18 protein-coding genes are annotated in these 15,017 nt (G+C 69.8%); 14 read left to right on the top strand and 4 right to left on the bottom strand.

Going from position 1 to position 15,017, the window contains the following annotated elements; all coding sequences use genetic code 11:
• Positions 1-69: 69 nt before the first annotated feature.
• The 6 genes from VD659_RS05420 (at position 70) to VD659_RS05395 (ending at position 2,040) form a co-directional block, all read left to right on the top strand.
• A complete protein-coding gene (locus VD659_RS05420; protein WP_423260115.1) occupies positions 70-540 on the top strand; it encodes an ArsR/SmtB family transcription factor in 471 nt (156 codons plus the stop codon).
• Between the two features lie 54 nt (positions 541-594).
• The gene (locus VD659_RS05415) at positions 595-813 is read left to right on the top strand and encodes a helix-turn-helix domain-containing protein (protein ID WP_423260114.1); all 219 of its coding nucleotides are present in this window, start codon (positions 595-597) and stop codon (positions 811-813) included.
• 82 nt (positions 814-895) lie between these two features.
• Positions 896-994, top strand: coding sequence for a 30S ribosomal protein bS22 (locus VD659_RS05410; protein WP_003792170.1), 99 nt, complete (start codon positions 896-898; stop codon positions 992-994).
• A gap of 87 nt (positions 995-1,081) precedes the next feature.
• On the top strand, positions 1,082-1,396 hold the full coding sequence (locus VD659_RS05405; protein ID WP_423260113.1) for a hypothetical protein: 315 nt from the start codon (positions 1,082-1,084) through the stop codon (positions 1,394-1,396).
• An 81-nt stretch (positions 1,397-1,477) separates the two neighbouring features.
• Positions 1,478-1,744: a glutaredoxin family protein gene (locus VD659_RS05400; RefSeq protein WP_423260112.1), complete on the top strand. Its 267-nt coding sequence runs from the start codon at positions 1,478-1,480 to the stop codon at positions 1,742-1,744.
• Positions 1,741-2,040, top strand: a complete 300-nt coding sequence (locus VD659_RS05395) for a Dabb family protein (protein WP_423260111.1) — start codon at positions 1,741-1,743, stop codon at positions 2,038-2,040. The genes VD659_RS05400 and VD659_RS05395 overlap by 4 nt, the downstream gene beginning before the upstream one ends.
• 70 nt (positions 2,041-2,110) lie before the next feature.
• Here VD659_RS05395 and aspS read toward each other — a convergent pair whose 3' ends face one another.
• Positions 2,111-3,430, bottom strand: a complete 1,320-nt coding sequence (aspS, locus tag VD659_RS05390; protein ID WP_423260110.1) for an aspartate--tRNA(Asn) ligase — start codon at positions 3,428-3,430, stop codon at positions 2,111-2,113.
• Between the two features lie 65 nt (positions 3,431-3,495).
• On the bottom strand, positions 3,496-3,621 hold the full coding sequence (locus VD659_RS05385) for a hypothetical protein (protein WP_423260109.1): 126 nt from the start codon (positions 3,619-3,621) through the stop codon (positions 3,496-3,498).
• Positions 3,622-3,760: 139 nt separating this feature from the next.
• On the opposite strand from VD659_RS05385, the gene VD659_RS05380 reads away from it, so the two are divergent.
• Genes VD659_RS05380 through ccsB form a run of 5 tightly spaced genes read left to right on the top strand, consistent with a single transcriptional unit; the run spans position 3,761 to position 8,648 of the window.
• The gene (locus tag VD659_RS05380) at positions 3,761-4,405 is read left to right on the top strand and encodes a histidine phosphatase family protein (protein WP_423260108.1); all 645 of its coding nucleotides are present in this window, start codon (positions 3,761-3,763) and stop codon (positions 4,403-4,405) included.
• 23 nt (positions 4,406-4,428) lie between these two features.
• Positions 4,429-5,013, top strand: coding sequence for a TlpA family protein disulfide reductase (locus tag VD659_RS05375; RefSeq protein ID WP_423260107.1), 585 nt, complete (start codon positions 4,429-4,431; stop codon positions 5,011-5,013).
• 4 nt (positions 5,014-5,017) lie between these two features.
• Positions 5,018-5,803 (top strand): cytochrome c biogenesis CcdA family protein, encoded by a 786-nt coding sequence (locus VD659_RS05370; protein WP_423260106.1) that lies wholly within the window; start codon positions 5,018-5,020, stop codon positions 5,801-5,803.
• Complete coding sequence (resB, locus tag VD659_RS05365) at positions 5,787-7,547, top strand: cytochrome c biogenesis protein ResB (protein ID WP_423260105.1); 1,761 nt, start codon at positions 5,787-5,789, stop codon at positions 7,545-7,547. The genes VD659_RS05370 and resB overlap by 17 nt, the downstream gene beginning before the upstream one ends.
• A gap of 9 nt (positions 7,548-7,556) precedes the next feature.
• Positions 7,557-8,648 (top strand): c-type cytochrome biogenesis protein CcsB, encoded by a 1,092-nt coding sequence (gene ccsB / locus VD659_RS05360; RefSeq protein WP_423260104.1) that lies wholly within the window; start codon positions 7,557-7,559, stop codon positions 8,646-8,648.
• Positions 8,649-8,915: 267 nt separating this feature from the next.
• Here ccsB and VD659_RS05355 read toward each other — a convergent pair whose 3' ends face one another.
• Complete coding sequence (locus tag VD659_RS05355; protein ID WP_423260103.1) at positions 8,916-9,920, bottom strand: o-succinylbenzoate synthase; 1,005 nt, start codon at positions 9,918-9,920, stop codon at positions 8,916-8,918.
• Positions 9,921-10,042: 122 nt separating this feature from the next.
• On the opposite strand from VD659_RS05355, the gene VD659_RS05350 reads away from it, so the two are divergent.
• The 3 genes from VD659_RS05350 (at position 10,043) to VD659_RS05340 (ending at position 13,444) form a co-directional block, all read left to right on the top strand.
• Entirely contained in the window at positions 10,043-10,960 is a 918-nt protein-coding gene (locus VD659_RS05350) for a 1,4-dihydroxy-2-naphthoyl-CoA synthase (protein ID WP_137838033.1), read from the top strand.
• 316 nt (positions 10,961-11,276) lie between these two features.
• Positions 11,277-12,476 carry an AMP-binding protein gene (locus tag VD659_RS05345; RefSeq protein WP_423260102.1) on the top strand — a complete coding sequence of 400 codons (1,200 nt, stop codon included), beginning with the start codon at positions 11,277-11,279 and terminating at the stop codon, positions 12,474-12,476.
• Between the two features lie 11 nt (positions 12,477-12,487).
• A complete protein-coding gene (locus VD659_RS05340; RefSeq protein ID WP_423260101.1) occupies positions 12,488-13,444 on the top strand; it encodes a 1,4-dihydroxy-2-naphthoate polyprenyltransferase in 957 nt (318 codons plus the stop codon).
• Positions 13,445-13,589: 145 nt separating this feature from the next.
• Here the strand turns inward: VD659_RS05340 and lpdA are convergent, their stop codons facing one another.
• Positions 13,590-14,990, bottom strand: a complete 1,401-nt coding sequence (gene lpdA / locus VD659_RS05335; RefSeq protein ID WP_423260100.1) for a dihydrolipoyl dehydrogenase — start codon at positions 14,988-14,990, stop codon at positions 13,590-13,592.
• Between the last annotated feature and the right edge of the window lie 27 nt (positions 14,991-15,017).

Raw genomic sequence — 15,017 nt, 5'->3', positions numbered from 1 at the left:
CCTGTGTGAACGGTGCAATGCTATCGGGCAGGGGCGCGGATGCGCGGGCGCACCACTAGCCTGTAACGCATGGCCGACATCTTCTCCGTGATCGCTGACCCCACCCGGCGTCAGTTGCTCTCGTTGCTGCTGGAGCGCTACGTGTCGGAGGACGCAGCGAGCGCCTCCGGGGCGGGCGACGGCGAGTTCAGCGTGTCGGAGCTCGTGTCGCAGCTTGAGCTGAGCCAGCCCACGGTGTCGAAGCACCTCAAGGTGCTGCGGGATTCGGGGCTCGTGGTGGTGCGCGAAGAAGGGCAGCACCGCTACTACAAGATCGACGTGTCCCCCCTGGAAGACGTGGAGGACTGGATCATCCCGTTCCTCTCCGCCGATTTCGACACGTCGGCCGAGGACGAGCTGTGGGAGAACGCCTCCGACGCCGTCAAGTCGGCGGCGGCGACCTTCGGCCAGAACGTGGGCCGCCGGGCGGCGGCCACCTCGCACGCGGTGAAGTCCGTGGCCGACGACCTCGTGTCGAAGCTGCGCCGCGGCGAGCACTGAGCGGCCGTCGCCGCTTTCTTGCTGCGTGCATCCGCGAAGCCCTATAGTTTCGCCATGGCTGCCGATCTGAGTGACGTGCGCTTTCTGACCGTCGCGGAAGTGGCGGAGATGATGCGCGTCTCGAAGATGACGGTGTACCGGCTCGTCCACGCGGGCGAATTGCCGGCCATCCGCTTCGGCCGTTCGTTCCGGGTTCCGGAGTCGGCGGTGGCCGAAGCTGCGCAGAATCACATCGCCGATGCGCCTGACGGGCACATCGCCGATTCCGCCTAGCGCGGACTGGTACACTTCTGCGAGGCTCTTTTGCCCCTGACCGCCGATTCGGCGCGGTCAATCCAATACGTGTGAGGTTTGTGTGGGTTCTGTAATCAAGAAGCGTCGCAAGCGCATGGCGAAGAAGAAGCACCGCAAGCTGCTTCGCAAGACTCGCCACCAGCGTCGCAACAAGAAGTAGCGCGGGGCCTTCGGGCTCGCACGCTGCGCGAGCAGGGCGTCAGGCTTCGGCCTGGCGCTTTTTGCTTTTCGGACGTGTGATGGAGTCATGACGACGCCGGGCACCGAGTACTGCGCCACTCTCGTCGTGCGCGACGCCGTCTCGAAGGTCGACGCGCTGGCGATCATCGCGCTGGCTCTGGACCGGGGTGTCTCGGATGCGCGTGGCGTGCATCCGTACATCGCCCTCGACGGCGGTGCGCGGCTGGAGATCGAGATCCCCAAGTTCGGCGAGCCGCCGCCGCTGGCTCTGGACGTGTACTCGCCGCTCAGCCACGAGCATGCGGCGATGAGCGCGCTGGTCGTGCTGGGCGCGCTGGAGACGGCCACGGCGTGGACCGTGAAGCCCGACTTCGTGCTGTGATCGCGGGCCGCCGCGCCGCCGCGGGCCGGCCGCCGCGGACCGCGGGGCCGCGCGGCGTTCGTCGTCGCTAGGCTGGAGCACGTGGCATCCGTGGCTCTCACTCTCATCGGCAAGCCGGGCTGTCATCTCTGCGACGACGCCCGCGAGGTGATCCGCGGGGTGCTCGGCGAGCGCCCGGTCGCGGCCCTGGAGGTGTCGATGACCGAACTGTCGATCCTCGACGACCCGGCCTTGATGGACGAGTTCGCCGAGGAGATCCCCGTCGTCATGATCGACGGTCGTGTACACACCATCTGGCGGGTCGAACCGGCCCGCCTCCGAACCGCCCTCTTGGAGGCATCCGCATGATCCGTCACGTCGTCGCCTGGAAGCTCGCCGCCACCGACCCGGAGCAGCGGGCGGAGGATGCGGGCACGATCGTGCGCCTGCTCTCGGGGCTCCGTGACACGGTGCCCTCGATCTCGGCGCTGACCGTCGGCAAGAACATGGCCTACTTCGAGAGCAACTGGGACGTGGTTCTGGTGGCCGACTACGAGACGCTCGCCGACCTCGACGCCTACCAGACGCATCCGGCGCACCTCGAGGTGGTGCCCCAGATCAAGGCGCGCGTCGCTCAGCGCGCGGCCGTCGACTTCGAGCTCTGACGGATGCAGAAATGACGAGGAGCGACGCCTTATACGGCGCCGCTCCTCGTCATTTCTGCATCCGTGAACGCTACGGGGTGAGGCGCGTCGGGCCGCGGAAGAGGTACACGACCTCGCGGAGGTTCGTCTGGTGCAGCATGAGCATCAGCACGCGCGAGAGGCCCATGCCGAAACCGCCGTGCGGCGGCACGCCGTAGCGGAAGAAGTCGAGGTAGAAGTCGAGCTCCTCGGGGTCGAGGCCCTTCTCCTTGGCCTGCTCGATCAGCACCTCGACGCGGTGCTCGCGCTGGGCGCCGGTGGAGATCTCGACACCGTTGTAGATGAGGTCGTAGCTGTTCGTGAGGCCCGCGTCGCCCTCGTGGCGCATGTGGTAGAACGGCCGGATGCTCGAGGCGTAGTCGGTGAGGAACACGAAGTCGTGCCCGTAGGTCTCCTTGACGTAGGCCGCGATCTGGCGCTCGCCCTCCGGGTCCATGTCGTCGTCCTCGCGGGGCACGACGTAGCCGTGGTCGGCCACGATCTGCTTCGCCTCGGCGAGCGGGATGCGCGGGAACGGCTGCGTGGGAACCTCGATGTCGACGTCGAAGAGCGCCTTGATCTCCTCGCCGTGCTTCTCCTTCACCGCGCGGAGGCCGGCGACCATCAGCTCCTCGTGCAGCTGCATGACGTCTTCGTGCGAGTCGATCCACGAGATCTCGGCGTCGACGCTCGTGAACTCGGTCGCGTGCCGCGAGGTGAACGAGGGGTCGGCGCGGAACGCGGGGCCCACCTCGAACACCTTGCCGAAGCCGGCCGGCTGCGCCATCTGCTTGAAGAACTGCGGGCTCTGCGAGAGGTACGCCTTGGTCTCGAAGTACTCCACCTCGAACAGCTCGGCGCGCGATTCGCTCGCCGAGGCCATCAGCTTCGGGGTGTGGATCTCGATGAAGTCGTGCTCGACCCAGTAGGTGCGCCAGGCGTGCTCGAGCGTGGTCTGCACGCGGAAGACGAGGTTCTGCTCGGGGCGGCGCAGGTCGAGGAAGCGCCAGTCCATGCGCTTGTCGATGCCCGAGTCGGCGGCGATCGGCGTCTCGGGGATGGCCGCCGTCTCGACCACGAGGGTCGCGAGCTTGACCTCGATGCCTCCGAGCTTGACGCGCTCGTCGTGCTTGAGCTCACCGGTGACGGTGATGAACGAGCCCTGCGCGAGGCCCGAGATCGTCTCGGCGACGGCCTCGGTCTCCTCCGTGCGCGGGTTCACCAGCTGCACGGCGCCCGACTCGTCGCGCAGCACCACGAACTGCACCTTCTTCTGGTCGCGAACCGTATCGACCCATCCGGACACCGTGACGGGTCCGTCTTCGAGGGCGGCGAGGTTCTTGACGAGGGTGCGGGAGCTGCGTGCGGTCACGGGAGAACAGTCTACCCGCGGGCCGCCGCCTGGAATGCGGCCCGCGGGCGGTCTCGGTCGGCCCGTCAGGCGCGGTAGGTGGTGCGGCTGCCGTAGCCGTCCTTGCGGGTCATGGTGATGGCCGAGACGATGCCGAGCGCGGCGACGGCGGCGAAGACGACGAGGAAGACGATGAGGGCGATGAGAGTCATGGGGAAACCTTTCTGCCTCTATTCCACCTCCGACAACTATCAAGCACAAGCGAATAGTTCTACATATCTCGTGTAGCCGAGCTACATGATCTCTGGCTCTCGGCGTTCTCGCGGCAAGAGCGCTCGTAGACTGGATGCCGTGCCCGCCAGCCAGATCCACCTCGTCCGTCACGGCGAGGTCTTCAACCCCGACGAAGTGCTCTACGGGCGCCTCGAGAACTTCGGCCTCTCCGAGCTCGGCCATCGCATGGCCAGGGCCGCCGCCGACGACCTGATCGCGCGCAAACGCCCGGTCTCGGCCCTTTACAGCTCGCCGCTGCAGCGCGCCCGCGAGTCGGGCGAGCCCATCTCGCAGGGCTTCGAACTCGCACCGCGCATCGAGCCGCGCATCATCGAGCCCACCAACGCGTTCGAAGGCCGGCGCATGCGCGGCCCCGGTGGCGCCCTGCGCGACCCGCGGATGTGGCGCTTCCTCTGGAACCCGTGGCGGCCGGCCTGGGGCGAGCCCTTCAAGCAGGTCTCCGCGCGCATGCTCGCCGCGATGACGGATGCGCACGCCTCGGTCGACTCCGGCGACGTCGTGATGGTCAGCCACCAGCTCCCGATCTGGATGGCGCACCTCACCATCGTGGGCAAGAAGCTCCCGCACGACCCCCGCAAGCGCCGCTGTGCCCTCTCGAGCATCACGAGCTTCGAGCTGCGCGACGGCCGCTTCGTGGAGGTCGGCTACACCGACCCCGGCGCCCCGCTCGCGTCGGCCGCGATCGACGTGGGGGCGGTGTGAGGCCGGGCGCGGGCGCCCGCGGGATGCGCGTGGCCGTCGCCGCGACCCTGGCCGCTGCCGCTCTGCTGCTCGCCGGCTGCTCGAACGACCCACTGGCGCAGCAGTACCTGGCCGGCAACAGCAAGAACTACATCGCCGGCGACGGTTCGGTGACCGAGATCACCGCCGCAGACCGGGGCGCCGCCGTGAGCTTCGCCGGCACCGACCAGGCCGGCAACCCCGTGTCCTCCGGCGACTACGCCGGCCAGGTGCTCGTGCTGAACTTCTGGTACGCCGGGTGCGCACCCTGCCGAGCCGAGGCACCGGCGCTGCAGGCGCTCAACGCGCAGTACGACGGCCAGGGTGTCTCTTTCCTCGGCGTGAACGTGCGTGACCAGGCCTCCACCGCCGTCTCCTTCGACGACACCTTCGGCATCACCTACCCCTCGGTCATCGACACCGACGGCGCCCTGCAGCTCGCCTTCTCGGGCACGGTGGCGGCGAACGCGGTGCCGACCACGCTGGTGATCGACAAGCAGGGTCGTGTCGCGGCGCGCATCCTGGGCCAGCTGCAGGACAAGTCGATCCTCGACACCCTCATCAAGTCCAACCTCGCCGAAGCGAGCTGACCCCGTGGGCAATCCCTTCGCCGAGATCGTGCTCAGCGGTCAGCTGCTGCTCGCGATCCCCATCGCACTGCTCGCCGGGCTCGTGTCGTTCGCCTCGCCGTGCGTGCTTCCGCTCGTTCCGGGCTACCTCGCCTACGTCGGCGGCATCTCGGATGCAGGCCGCGCGCGATCCGGAACCGGGCCCGACAGCGAGGCCGCGGCGAAGAAGGCCGGCCGGCGGCGGATGCTTTTCGGCATCGGACTCTTCATCCTCGGCTTCTCGGTCGTCTTCCTCGCCTACTCGGCCGCGTTCGGCGCGCTCGGCACCTGGCTGATCGTCTGGCAGGACGGCATCACGCGCGTCATGGGCGGGGTCGTGATCATCCTCGGTCTCGTGTTCATCGGGCAGTTCAGCTTCATGCAGCGCACCTTCAAGCCCTCGTGGCGGCCGGCCACAGGTCTCGCCGGAGCGCCCATCCTCGGCATCGTGTTCGGCCTCGGCTGGACCCCGTGCATCGGCCCCACCCTCTCGGCCATCCAGGTGCTGAGCCTTACCAGCGGCTCGGCCTGGAGCGGGGTGCTGCTCGGCCTCTTCTACTGCATCGGCCTCGGGCTGCCGTTCCTGCTGGTGGCGCTCGGGCTCAACTGGGTGACGAGCTCGGTGTCGTTCCTGAAGCGCCACATCCGTGCCATCAACATCGCCGGAGGCGCCGTGCTCGTGGCCATCGGCATCCTCATGGTCTCGGGTCTCTGGACCATCTGGATCTACGAAATCCAGGCGGTGATCAACGGCTTTGTCGCGCCCATCTGATCACTTCGACTCGGCGGAGCCCGCCGAGCGCCCCACCGAGAACGCCGACGGCTCCGAGGTCACGCTGCCCAAGCTCGGCCTCGTCGGCTGGCTGCGCTGGTTCTGGCGGCAGCTCACGAGCATGCGCACGGCGCTGTTCCTGCTGCTGCTGCTCGCGCTCGCGGCCGTGCCGGGCTCGCTGGTTCCGCAGCGCGCGGCCGACCCGAACGGCGTCACGCAGTACTTCGTCGACAACCCCGACCTCGCGCCGTTCCTCGACAAGCTGCAGCTGTTCAACGTGTACACCTCGGTGTGGTTCTCGGCCATCTACCTGCTGCTGTTCGTCTCGCTCATCGGATGCGTCGTGCCGCGCACCAAGCACCACTTCGACGCCTTGCGGGCCAAGCCGCCGCGCACCCCGGCGCGGTTGTCGCGGCTCGCGGGCTTCACCACCCGGGAGGTGTCGGCGCCCGCGGCCGGGGCCGAGGCATCCGTCACCGCCGCATCGGTGGTGGAGTCGGCGCGCGCCCTGCTCAAACGCCAGCGCTACCGCACCGTGGTGTTCACTGGCGCCGACCGGCGCACCGGGCGCGAGATCGTGTCGGTCTCGGCCGAGCGCGGCTACATGCGCGAGACCGGCAACCTGGTGTTCCACTCGGCGCTCGTCGGCATCCTCATCACCGTCGGCGTGGGCGGCGGCTTCGGCTACCAGGGCCAGCGCGTGGTGGTCGAGGGCCAGACCTTCGTGAACACGCTGCTCGCCTACGACTCGTTCAACCCCGGGCGCTTCTTCAACGACAGCCAGCTCTCGCCCTACAAGATCACGCTCGACTCCTTCTCGGCCAGCTACGAGACCCAGTCGCTCAAGGCCTTCGGCCAGCCCACCGACTACACGGCCGCGGTCACCACGGTCGACGCCTCGGGCAACACGGCGCAGAACGACATCAAGGTGAACTCCCCGCTGCAGATCGGCGGCACCGACGTCTACCTGCTCGGCAACGGCTACGCGCCCACCATCACCGTGCGGAACCCGGCGGGCGACGTGGTGTTCACCGACTCCGTGCCCTTCCTGCCGCAGGATGCCGCACTCACCTCGCTCGGCGTGGTGAAGGTTCCGGATGGGCTGCCTTCGCAGGTGGGCCTCATCGGCTTCTTCTACCCCACCCAGGCGCAGGCCGACACCGGGGTCTACTACTCCTCGTTCCCCGACCTGCAGTACCCGGTTCTGACGCTCAACGTCTACGACGGAGACCTCGGCCTCGACGGCGGGGTGCCGGCATCCGTGTACTCGCTCAACACCGACACGATGACGCAGCTCACCGGCGGGTCGACGGGCGTCAAGTCGCTCGAGCTCAAGCCCGGTGAGACGGTCGACCTGCCGAACGGGCTCGGCACGGTGTCGCTCGACGGCGTGAAGCGCTTCGCCTCGCTGGACGTGCACCACGACCCCACCCAGGGCTGGGTGCTCGTGTTCGCCATCCTGGTGCTCGCCGGTCTGCTGACCTCGCTGTTCATCCCGCGCCGTCGCGTGTGGGTGAAGGCCACGGAGCGCGCCGACGGATCGGTCCACGTGGAGTACGCCGGGCTGGCGCGCGGCGACGACCCGCGACTCGTCGAGGCCGTCACGGCGCTCGCCGACCGGCACGCCGCCGGGTTCCCCGATCCGGCCGCCGGAGGCTCGGCCGACCTCTCCACAGACGAGGCGGCGGCGGAGGATTCCGCACAGCTTGAACCCGGCTCTTCCCCTCCCGATTCCAAGGCTTAGGCTCTACCTGTGACGCAAACCCTCGACGAGATCTCGATCATCCTCATCTACTCGGCCATGGCCGTGTACGCGCTCGCGTTCGTCGCGTTCGCGCTCGATCTCGCCCGTCGCTCGTCGACGGTGAAGAAGGCGATCGAGGCGGATGCGGGGGCTGACGCCGCCGTCGACGGCGTCGTCATCGGGACATCCGCTGAGCCGGCCACGGTGGGGGCCTCGGCCGTAGCCTCCGCCCGCGGCGCGGGTGGGCCGGCTGCGCGCGGTGCGGCTGCCACGGGTGCCGCCCCGGCGGGCGCGGGCGACTCGGGCCTCGTCTCGCTCGCGGGCGTCGACTCCACGGGCAAGCGCTCGCTCTGGCTGCGGCTCGGGGTCGCCTTCACGGTCCTCGCCTGGGTCATCCAGCTCGCCGGCGTCATCCTCCGCGGAATCGCGGCCTCGCGGGTGCCGTGGGCGAACATGTACGAGTTCTCCATCACGGGCACGCTGCTGATCGTGGCGGTGTTCCTCCTGCTGCTGCTGCGGGAAGACCTCCGCTTCCTCGGCACCTTCGTGACAGGGCTCGTGCTCATCCTGCTCGGCGTCTCGACGGTGAACTACTACGTGAGCGTCGCGCCGCTGCCTCCGGCGCTGCAGTCGGCCTGGCTCGTCATCCACGTGATGGTGGCCATCCTCGGCACCGCGTTCTTCGCGCTCGGCGGTGCGCTGTCGATCGTGCAGCTCCTGCAGACCCGCGGCGACGGGCTCGCCCGGGTGGCCTCAGTGCTGCGCCTGCGCTTCCTGCAGACGCTGCCCGACTCCGAGACCCTCGAGCGTCTCGCCTACCGCGTGAACATCGTCGGCTTCGTGCTCTGGACCTTCACGCTCATCGCCGGTGCCGTCTGGGCCGAGCGGGCGTGGGGCCGCTACTGGGGCTGGGACACCAAAGAGGTCTGGACCTTCATCATCTGGGTCATCTACGCCGGCTACATCCACGCCCGCGCCACGCGGGGCTGGCGCGGCTCGCGCTCGGCGTGGCTCGCCGTGGTGGGCTTCTCCGCGGTGCTCTTCAACTTCGGCGTGGTGAACGTGTTCTTCAAGGGACTGCACGCCTACTCCGGGCTCTGAGCCCGGGCGGTTCTGGCTCGGCCGGGCGCGGACTGCTGTGTGGCGGCCCGGGTCGCGCTCGCCTCTGTGGCGGCCCGGGCGCCCTGAATCTACGGAGGTTTGGGCGTCTGACGGCTTGAGAGTCCGTCGGTTCTGGTTTCGCGGTTGATACTCCGTCGTTTCGGGCGGGCGGGTGGGCGGGCGTGGGGGTGTGCCGGGTGACCGGGGCGGCGGGTGGGCGGCGACGACGCGGCCAGCGACAGGGAGTTGGGTGCCGGCTTGCCGGCGTCAGGCGCTCGGGGGTGTGGCGAGGCGCGTCCAGCAGCGGGAGATGCGGGCGTGCCACCAGGCGGTGCGTTCGGGTGAGGCCTCGAAGCGGCCGAGCAGGGCAGGGTCCGGCTCCGGCCGGCTCACGGGGATGCTGCCGCCGCGCGGCACGAGGCTCGCGCCGGCCGGCACGACGTCACCGGTGAAGAGGTCGACCGTGGCGAGCCCGCAGTCGTAGTCGAGCTCGGGCAGGGCGGCCGCGAGGTGTGCACCCATCGCGATGCCGACGGAACTCTCGAGGGCTGACGACACCACGGCGGGCAGCCCGGCCTCGGCCACCACGGCGAGAGCGCGCCGGATGCCGCCGAGCGGCTGGGCCTTCACGATCACGAGGTCGGCGGCGCCCGCCCGGGCCACCGCGAGCGGATCCTCCGCCTTGCGCACGCTCTCGTCGGCGGCGATCGGCACGCCCAAGTAGGCCGTGCGCTCGCGGATCTCGGCGAGCTCCGGCACGGTGGCGCACGGCTGCTCGAGGTACTCGAGGTCGAACTCCACCAGGCGGTGCACGGCGTGCTCGGCCTCGTCGACGTTCCAGCCGCCATTGGCGTCGAGCCGGATGCGCCCCTCCGGGCCCAGGATGCGGCGGGTCTCGCGCACCCGGGCCACGTCGTCGTCGAGGGTCTGGCCGGTCTCGGCGACCTTCACCTTGACCGTGCGGCAGCCATCGTAGTGGGCGAGCACGCGGGCGACCTCGGTGGCGGCGACCGCGGGGAGGGTCGCGTTCACCGGGATCCGTGTCCGCAGCAGCGGGGGTGTCGGCGCCCAGCCGAACTCGATCGCGGCGGCGAGCCAGGAGGCGGCTTCGGCATCCGCGTATTCGGGGAAGGGCGAGAACTCGGTCCAACCCTCCGGGCCCTCGAACAGCGCCAGCTCGCGCACGGTCTGGCCGCGGAAGCGGGTGTGCAGGGGGATGGCCACCACGCGCAGGCGGTGGAGCAGCTCGTCGAGCGCGGGCAGGTCGGTCATGGCTCCACAGTCTGGCACTCTCCCCGGGGCCGGCACTTCTCCACAGGCGTTCCCAGAGCGCGAGTTCTCCCCAGATGCTGTCGCCCGGCTGCCGCGGAGGGGCGAGCGAATAGGCTTGCCGTATGAGTGAACGCACCACGGTCTCCGACATCTTCGACCCCGCAGAGTGGGTCGTCGCGCCCGGCTCCGAGGGCTTCACCGACATCACCTACCACCTCGATGTGGCCGGGAGGGTGGCGCGCATCGCCTTCGATCGGCCCGAGGTGCGCAACGCCTTCCGGCCTAAGACGGTCGACGAGCTCTATGCGGCGCTCGACGACGCGCGGCAGAACCCGAAGGTGGGAGTGGTGCTGCTCACGGGCAACGGGCCGAGCCCTCGCGACGGCGGCTGGGCGTTCTGCAGCGGTGGCGACCAGCGCATCCGCGGCCGCGACGGTTACAAGTACTCGGCCGAGGAGACGGCGAAGGGCATCGACCCGGCGCGGGCGGGGAGGCTGCACATCCTCGAAGTGCAGCGGCTGATCCGGTTCATGTCGAAGGTCGTGATCGCCGTGGTGCCGGGCTGGGCGGCGGGCGGTGGGCATTCCCTGCACGTGGTGTGCGACCTCACCATCGCGAGCGCGGAGCACGGCCGGTTCAAGCAGACCGACGCCGACGTCGGCTCCTTCGACGGCGGCTACGGCAGCGCCTACTTCGCCCGGCAGGTGGGGCAGAAGTTCGCGCGCGAGGTGTTCTTCCTGGCCGAGGAGTACAGCGCGCAGCGGGCCTACGAAATGGGCGCCGTGAACCGCGTGGTGCCGCATGCCGAGCTCGAGGCCGAGGCGCTGCGCTGGGCACGCACCATCATGGGCAAGTCGCCCACCGCGGTGCGGATGCTGAAATACGCCTTCAACGCGGTCGACGACGGCATGGTGGGCCAGCAGGTCTTCGCGGGGGAGGCTACCCGGCTCGCGTACGCGAGCGACGAAGCGGTGGAGGGGCGCGACTCGTTCCTCGAGAAGCGGGATCCGGACTGGTCCGCCTTCCCGTACCACTACTGATGGCCGGCCTCGGCGGCCCCGCGCGGCCGGCAGTGATCGCTGGATCCGAGGGGGAGAACGCGGCGACCGTGGCCGACGGAGTCACGCGGGTGGTTCGGTCGACGGTGGGCGGGGCTTCGCGCGTGGTTCGGTCGACGGTGGGCGGGGGTTCGCGCGTGGTTCGGTCGACGGTGGGTGGGGGTTCGCGGGTGGTTCGGTCGACGGTGGGCGGAGCTTCGCGAGAGGCGCCGTCGACGGCGGGCGCCGCGGGAGCCGGGCGGAGCTGGCCGACTGCGGGCCTCGAGCGCGAGCAGCCTCGTCCGCTGGACGTGCGCTCATGACCCGGCGGCTGGAGATCATCGACGGGAGCGATCCGGCAGGGGTCGAGGCGGCGCTGCGCACGGCGCTCGCGAACGACGGCCCCGCCATCCTGCCCCGAGACCGCGCGGCGGTGGCCGCCGCGCTGCTCCAGCGCGAGCAGACGCTCGGCGACCCGTCGGTGGTGCACGACGCCCCACTGCCGCGGGAGGTCTCGCGGGCCGTGGCGCTCGTCATCGAGACCTCGGGCTCCTCCGGAGTGCCGAAGCGGGTGGCCCTCAGCGCCGACGCGCTGCTGGCCTCGGCCGCGGCCTCCGAGGTGGCGCTCGGCGGTCCGGGGCAGTGGCTGCTCGCCTTGCCCACGCACTACATCGCGGGGGTGCAGGTTCTCGTGCGGTCCATCGCGGCAGGCACCCGGCCCGTTCTGCAGCCCGCCGGGCACTTCTCGGCCCAGGTCTTCGCCGAGGCGGCAGCCGGGCTCGATGCGCCCCTCCGCTACACCTCGCTCGTGCCGGCCCAGCTGGCTCGGGTCGTGGCGGCGGCGCAGGCCGACCCGGGCATCCGTCGCGCTGCGGTCCGCTTCGACGGCATCCTGGTGGGCGGCCAGGCGTTGCCGGCGCCGTTGCACCACGAAGCGCAGGAGCTCGGTCTCACCGTGGTGCGCACCTACGGCTCGAGCGAGACGGCGGGAGGCTGCGTCTACGACGGCCGGCCGATCGGCCGCACCCTCGCCCGGGTGAACGAAGGCGAGATCGAACTCTCGGGCCCGACGCTCGCGGAAGGCTACCTCGGCGACGAAGAGCTCACGGCTCGCAAGTTCCGCGCCGAGCACGGCGTGCGGTGGTACCGCACCGACGACGGCGGCACGGTCGTCGACGGCATCGTGAGCATCACCGGGCGGCTCGACAACGTCATCATCTCCGGCGGTGTGAAGGTGTCGCTCGACCGGGTCGAGCGCATCGTGCAGTCGCAGTTCGGTTTCGAGCAGGCCGTGGTCGTCGGCCGGCCGAGCGAGGAATGGGGGCAGGTGAGTGTGGTGGTGACCGACGGCGAGGTGCCCGGCTCGGCGCTCGAGCGCATCCGATCGGCCGTCGTCGACCAGGCCGGCCGCGCCGCGTCCCCCGCCGAGATCGTGCGGATGGAGCGGCTGCCCCGGCTCTCCTCCGGCAAACCCGACCGCCTGGCCATCGCCAGCTGGCTCCAAGCACTCGCTGGCTAGAATCAGCCCCGATGTCCAAAACGAAGAAGCGCCCCTCGGGCCACCCCGCTCGCGTCACCGCGGGCCCTCGCACGCCGGCGCGCAAGACCGGCCCCCGATCGGCCGCCGGAGCCTGGATCGCCGGCGCCCGCCTGCGCACCCTCCCTCTCGGTATCGCGGCCGTCGCGCTCGGCACGGGCGCCGCGAAGGCCGACGTGCTGAATGTCTCGAAGTGGCTCGTGCTGCTGTGCCTCGTCGTCGCGGTGGCGCTGCAGATCGGCGTCAACTACGCCAACGACTACTCCGACGGCATCCGCGGCACCGACGACTTCCGGGTCGGCCCCCCGCGCCTCACCGGCTCGGGTCTCGTGCCGGCGCGGCGCGTGCTCGTCGCCGCCCTCGTGTTCTTCGCCATCGCCGCGGCCGCCGGTCTCGCCATCACGATCATCACCGGCCAGTACTGGCTCATCGCGGTCGGCGTGGCGGCCATCGCCGCCGGCTGGTTCTACACCGGCGGCAAGCATCCCTACGGCTACTACGCGCTCGGCGAAGTGTTCGTCTTCGTGTTCTTCGGGCTCGTGGGCACGGCGGGAACCCAGTTCGTGCTCGCCGGAGAGGTGACCACCGAGGGCTGGCTGGCCGGTGTGGCCGCCGGCGCCATCGCCTGCGCCGTGCTCATGTCGAACAACATCCGCGACATCCCACAGGACAAGCTGGCCAAGAAGCGCACGCTCGCGGTGCTGATCGGCCCCACGGCCTCGCGCATCGTGTACGTGCTCTGGATCGTCGTGGCCTATCTCATCCTGGCGTTCTTCACCCTGCTCTACGCCAAGGCGCTGCTGGTGTTCTTCACGCTGCTGGTCACCCTGCCGGCCATCCTGATCATGCTCACGGCCAAGAAGCCGCGCGAGTACATCATCGTGCTGCAGCTCACCAGTCTGTTCGCGCTGCTCTACAGCATCGGGCTCGCCCTGGCGCTCGCCTACTGACCCGCCCCGCCCCGCGTAGGCAGGCCAGCACCGAGCGGGCCGGCACTGGGCAGGCCGGCACCGAGCGGTCCAGCACCGCCTTGCCCGGCCCCGCGCATCCGTGCCCGGCCGAGCCGAGCTGCGGATGCGCGGGTCGGACGTTTGATCAGAAGTTGATCATGTGGCCCGTGAGCCCGTGGAAGCCCTCCTGCAGCGCCTCGCTCAGGGTGGGGTGCGTGTGCACGTTGCGTGCGAGCTCGGTGGCCGTGAGGTCCCACTTCTGCGCCAGCGTGAGCTCGGGCAGCAGCTCCGAGACGTCGGGGCCGATCAGGTGGGCGCCGAGCAGCTCGCCGTACTGCGTGTCGGCGATGATCTTGACGAAGCCGGTCGGGTCGCCGAGCCCGTGGGCCTTGCCGTTGGCCTGGAACGGGAACGAGACCACCTTGATGTCGTGGCCTTCGTCGCGCGCCTGCTGCTCGGTGAGCCCGAACGAGGCGACCTGCGGCTGGCAGAAGGTGGCGCGCGGCATCATGCGGTAGTCGCCGAGCGCCTGCGTCTCGGCTCCTGCGATGGTCTCGGCGGCCACGACGCCCTGGGCCTCGGCCACGTGGGCGAGCTGCAGCTTCGCGGTGACGTCGCCGATGGCGTACACGTGGGGGACGTTCGTGCGCATGAAGTCGTCGATGGCGATCGCGCCGCGCTCGGTGAGGGCGACGCCGGTCTTGTCGAGGCCGTAGCCCTCCACCCGCGGCGCGAAGCCGATCGACATGAGCACCTTGCCGGCCTCGATCGAGCCGGGGGTGCCGTCTTTGGCGGTGTAGGTGACGGTCACCGACGAGCCGTTGTCGACGACGGTCTCGACCTTGGTGGAGGTGAGGATGTCGATGCCGAGCTTCTTGTACTGCTTCGCGATCTCCTTCGAGACGTCGGCATCCTCGTTGGGGAGCGCGCGGTCGAGGAACTCGATGATGGTGACGTCGACGCCGTAGTTCTTCAGCACGTAGGCGAACTCCATGCCGATGGCGCCCGCGCCCACGATCACCATCGAGGAGGGCAGCTCGCGGGTCATGATCTGGGTCTCGTAGGTCACGACGTTGTCGCTGAGCTGCACGCCGGGGAGCAGGCGCACGGTGGAGCCGGTGGCGATGATGACGTCGTCGAAGGTGATCGTCTCGGATCCGCCCGCGGTGAGCGCGACCTCGATGGTGTGCGCATCCGTGAAGCTGCCGAGGCCGTCGAACTCGGTGATCTTGTTCTTCTTCATCAGGAAGTGCACGCCCTTGACGCGGCCGTCGGCCACCGAACGGCTGCGGTCGAAGGCCACCCCGAAGTCGAAGCTGACCTCGCCCGACATGCCGAACAGGCCGGCCTGATGGGTGAAGATGTGGGCGAGCTCGGCGTTGCGAAGCAGGGCCTTCGAGGGGATGCAGCCCACGTTAAGGCACACCCCGCCCCAGTACTGCTTCTCGATGATCGCCACGCTCTTGCCCAGCTGGGCGGCGCGGATGGCGGCGACATAGCCGCCCGGGCCGGCTCCGAGCACGACGACGTCGAAGTGTGCGGACATGGTGGTCTCCCTAACAATCGGTTGGGT

This window comes from Herbiconiux sp. 11R-BC, from assembly GCF_049472555.1.
GTDB lineage: Bacteria > Actinomycetota > Actinomycetes > Actinomycetales > Microbacteriaceae > Herbiconiux.
The sequence above is the reverse complement of the archived record's forward strand: the minus strand, read 5'-3'. Positions and strand labels throughout refer to the sequence as shown.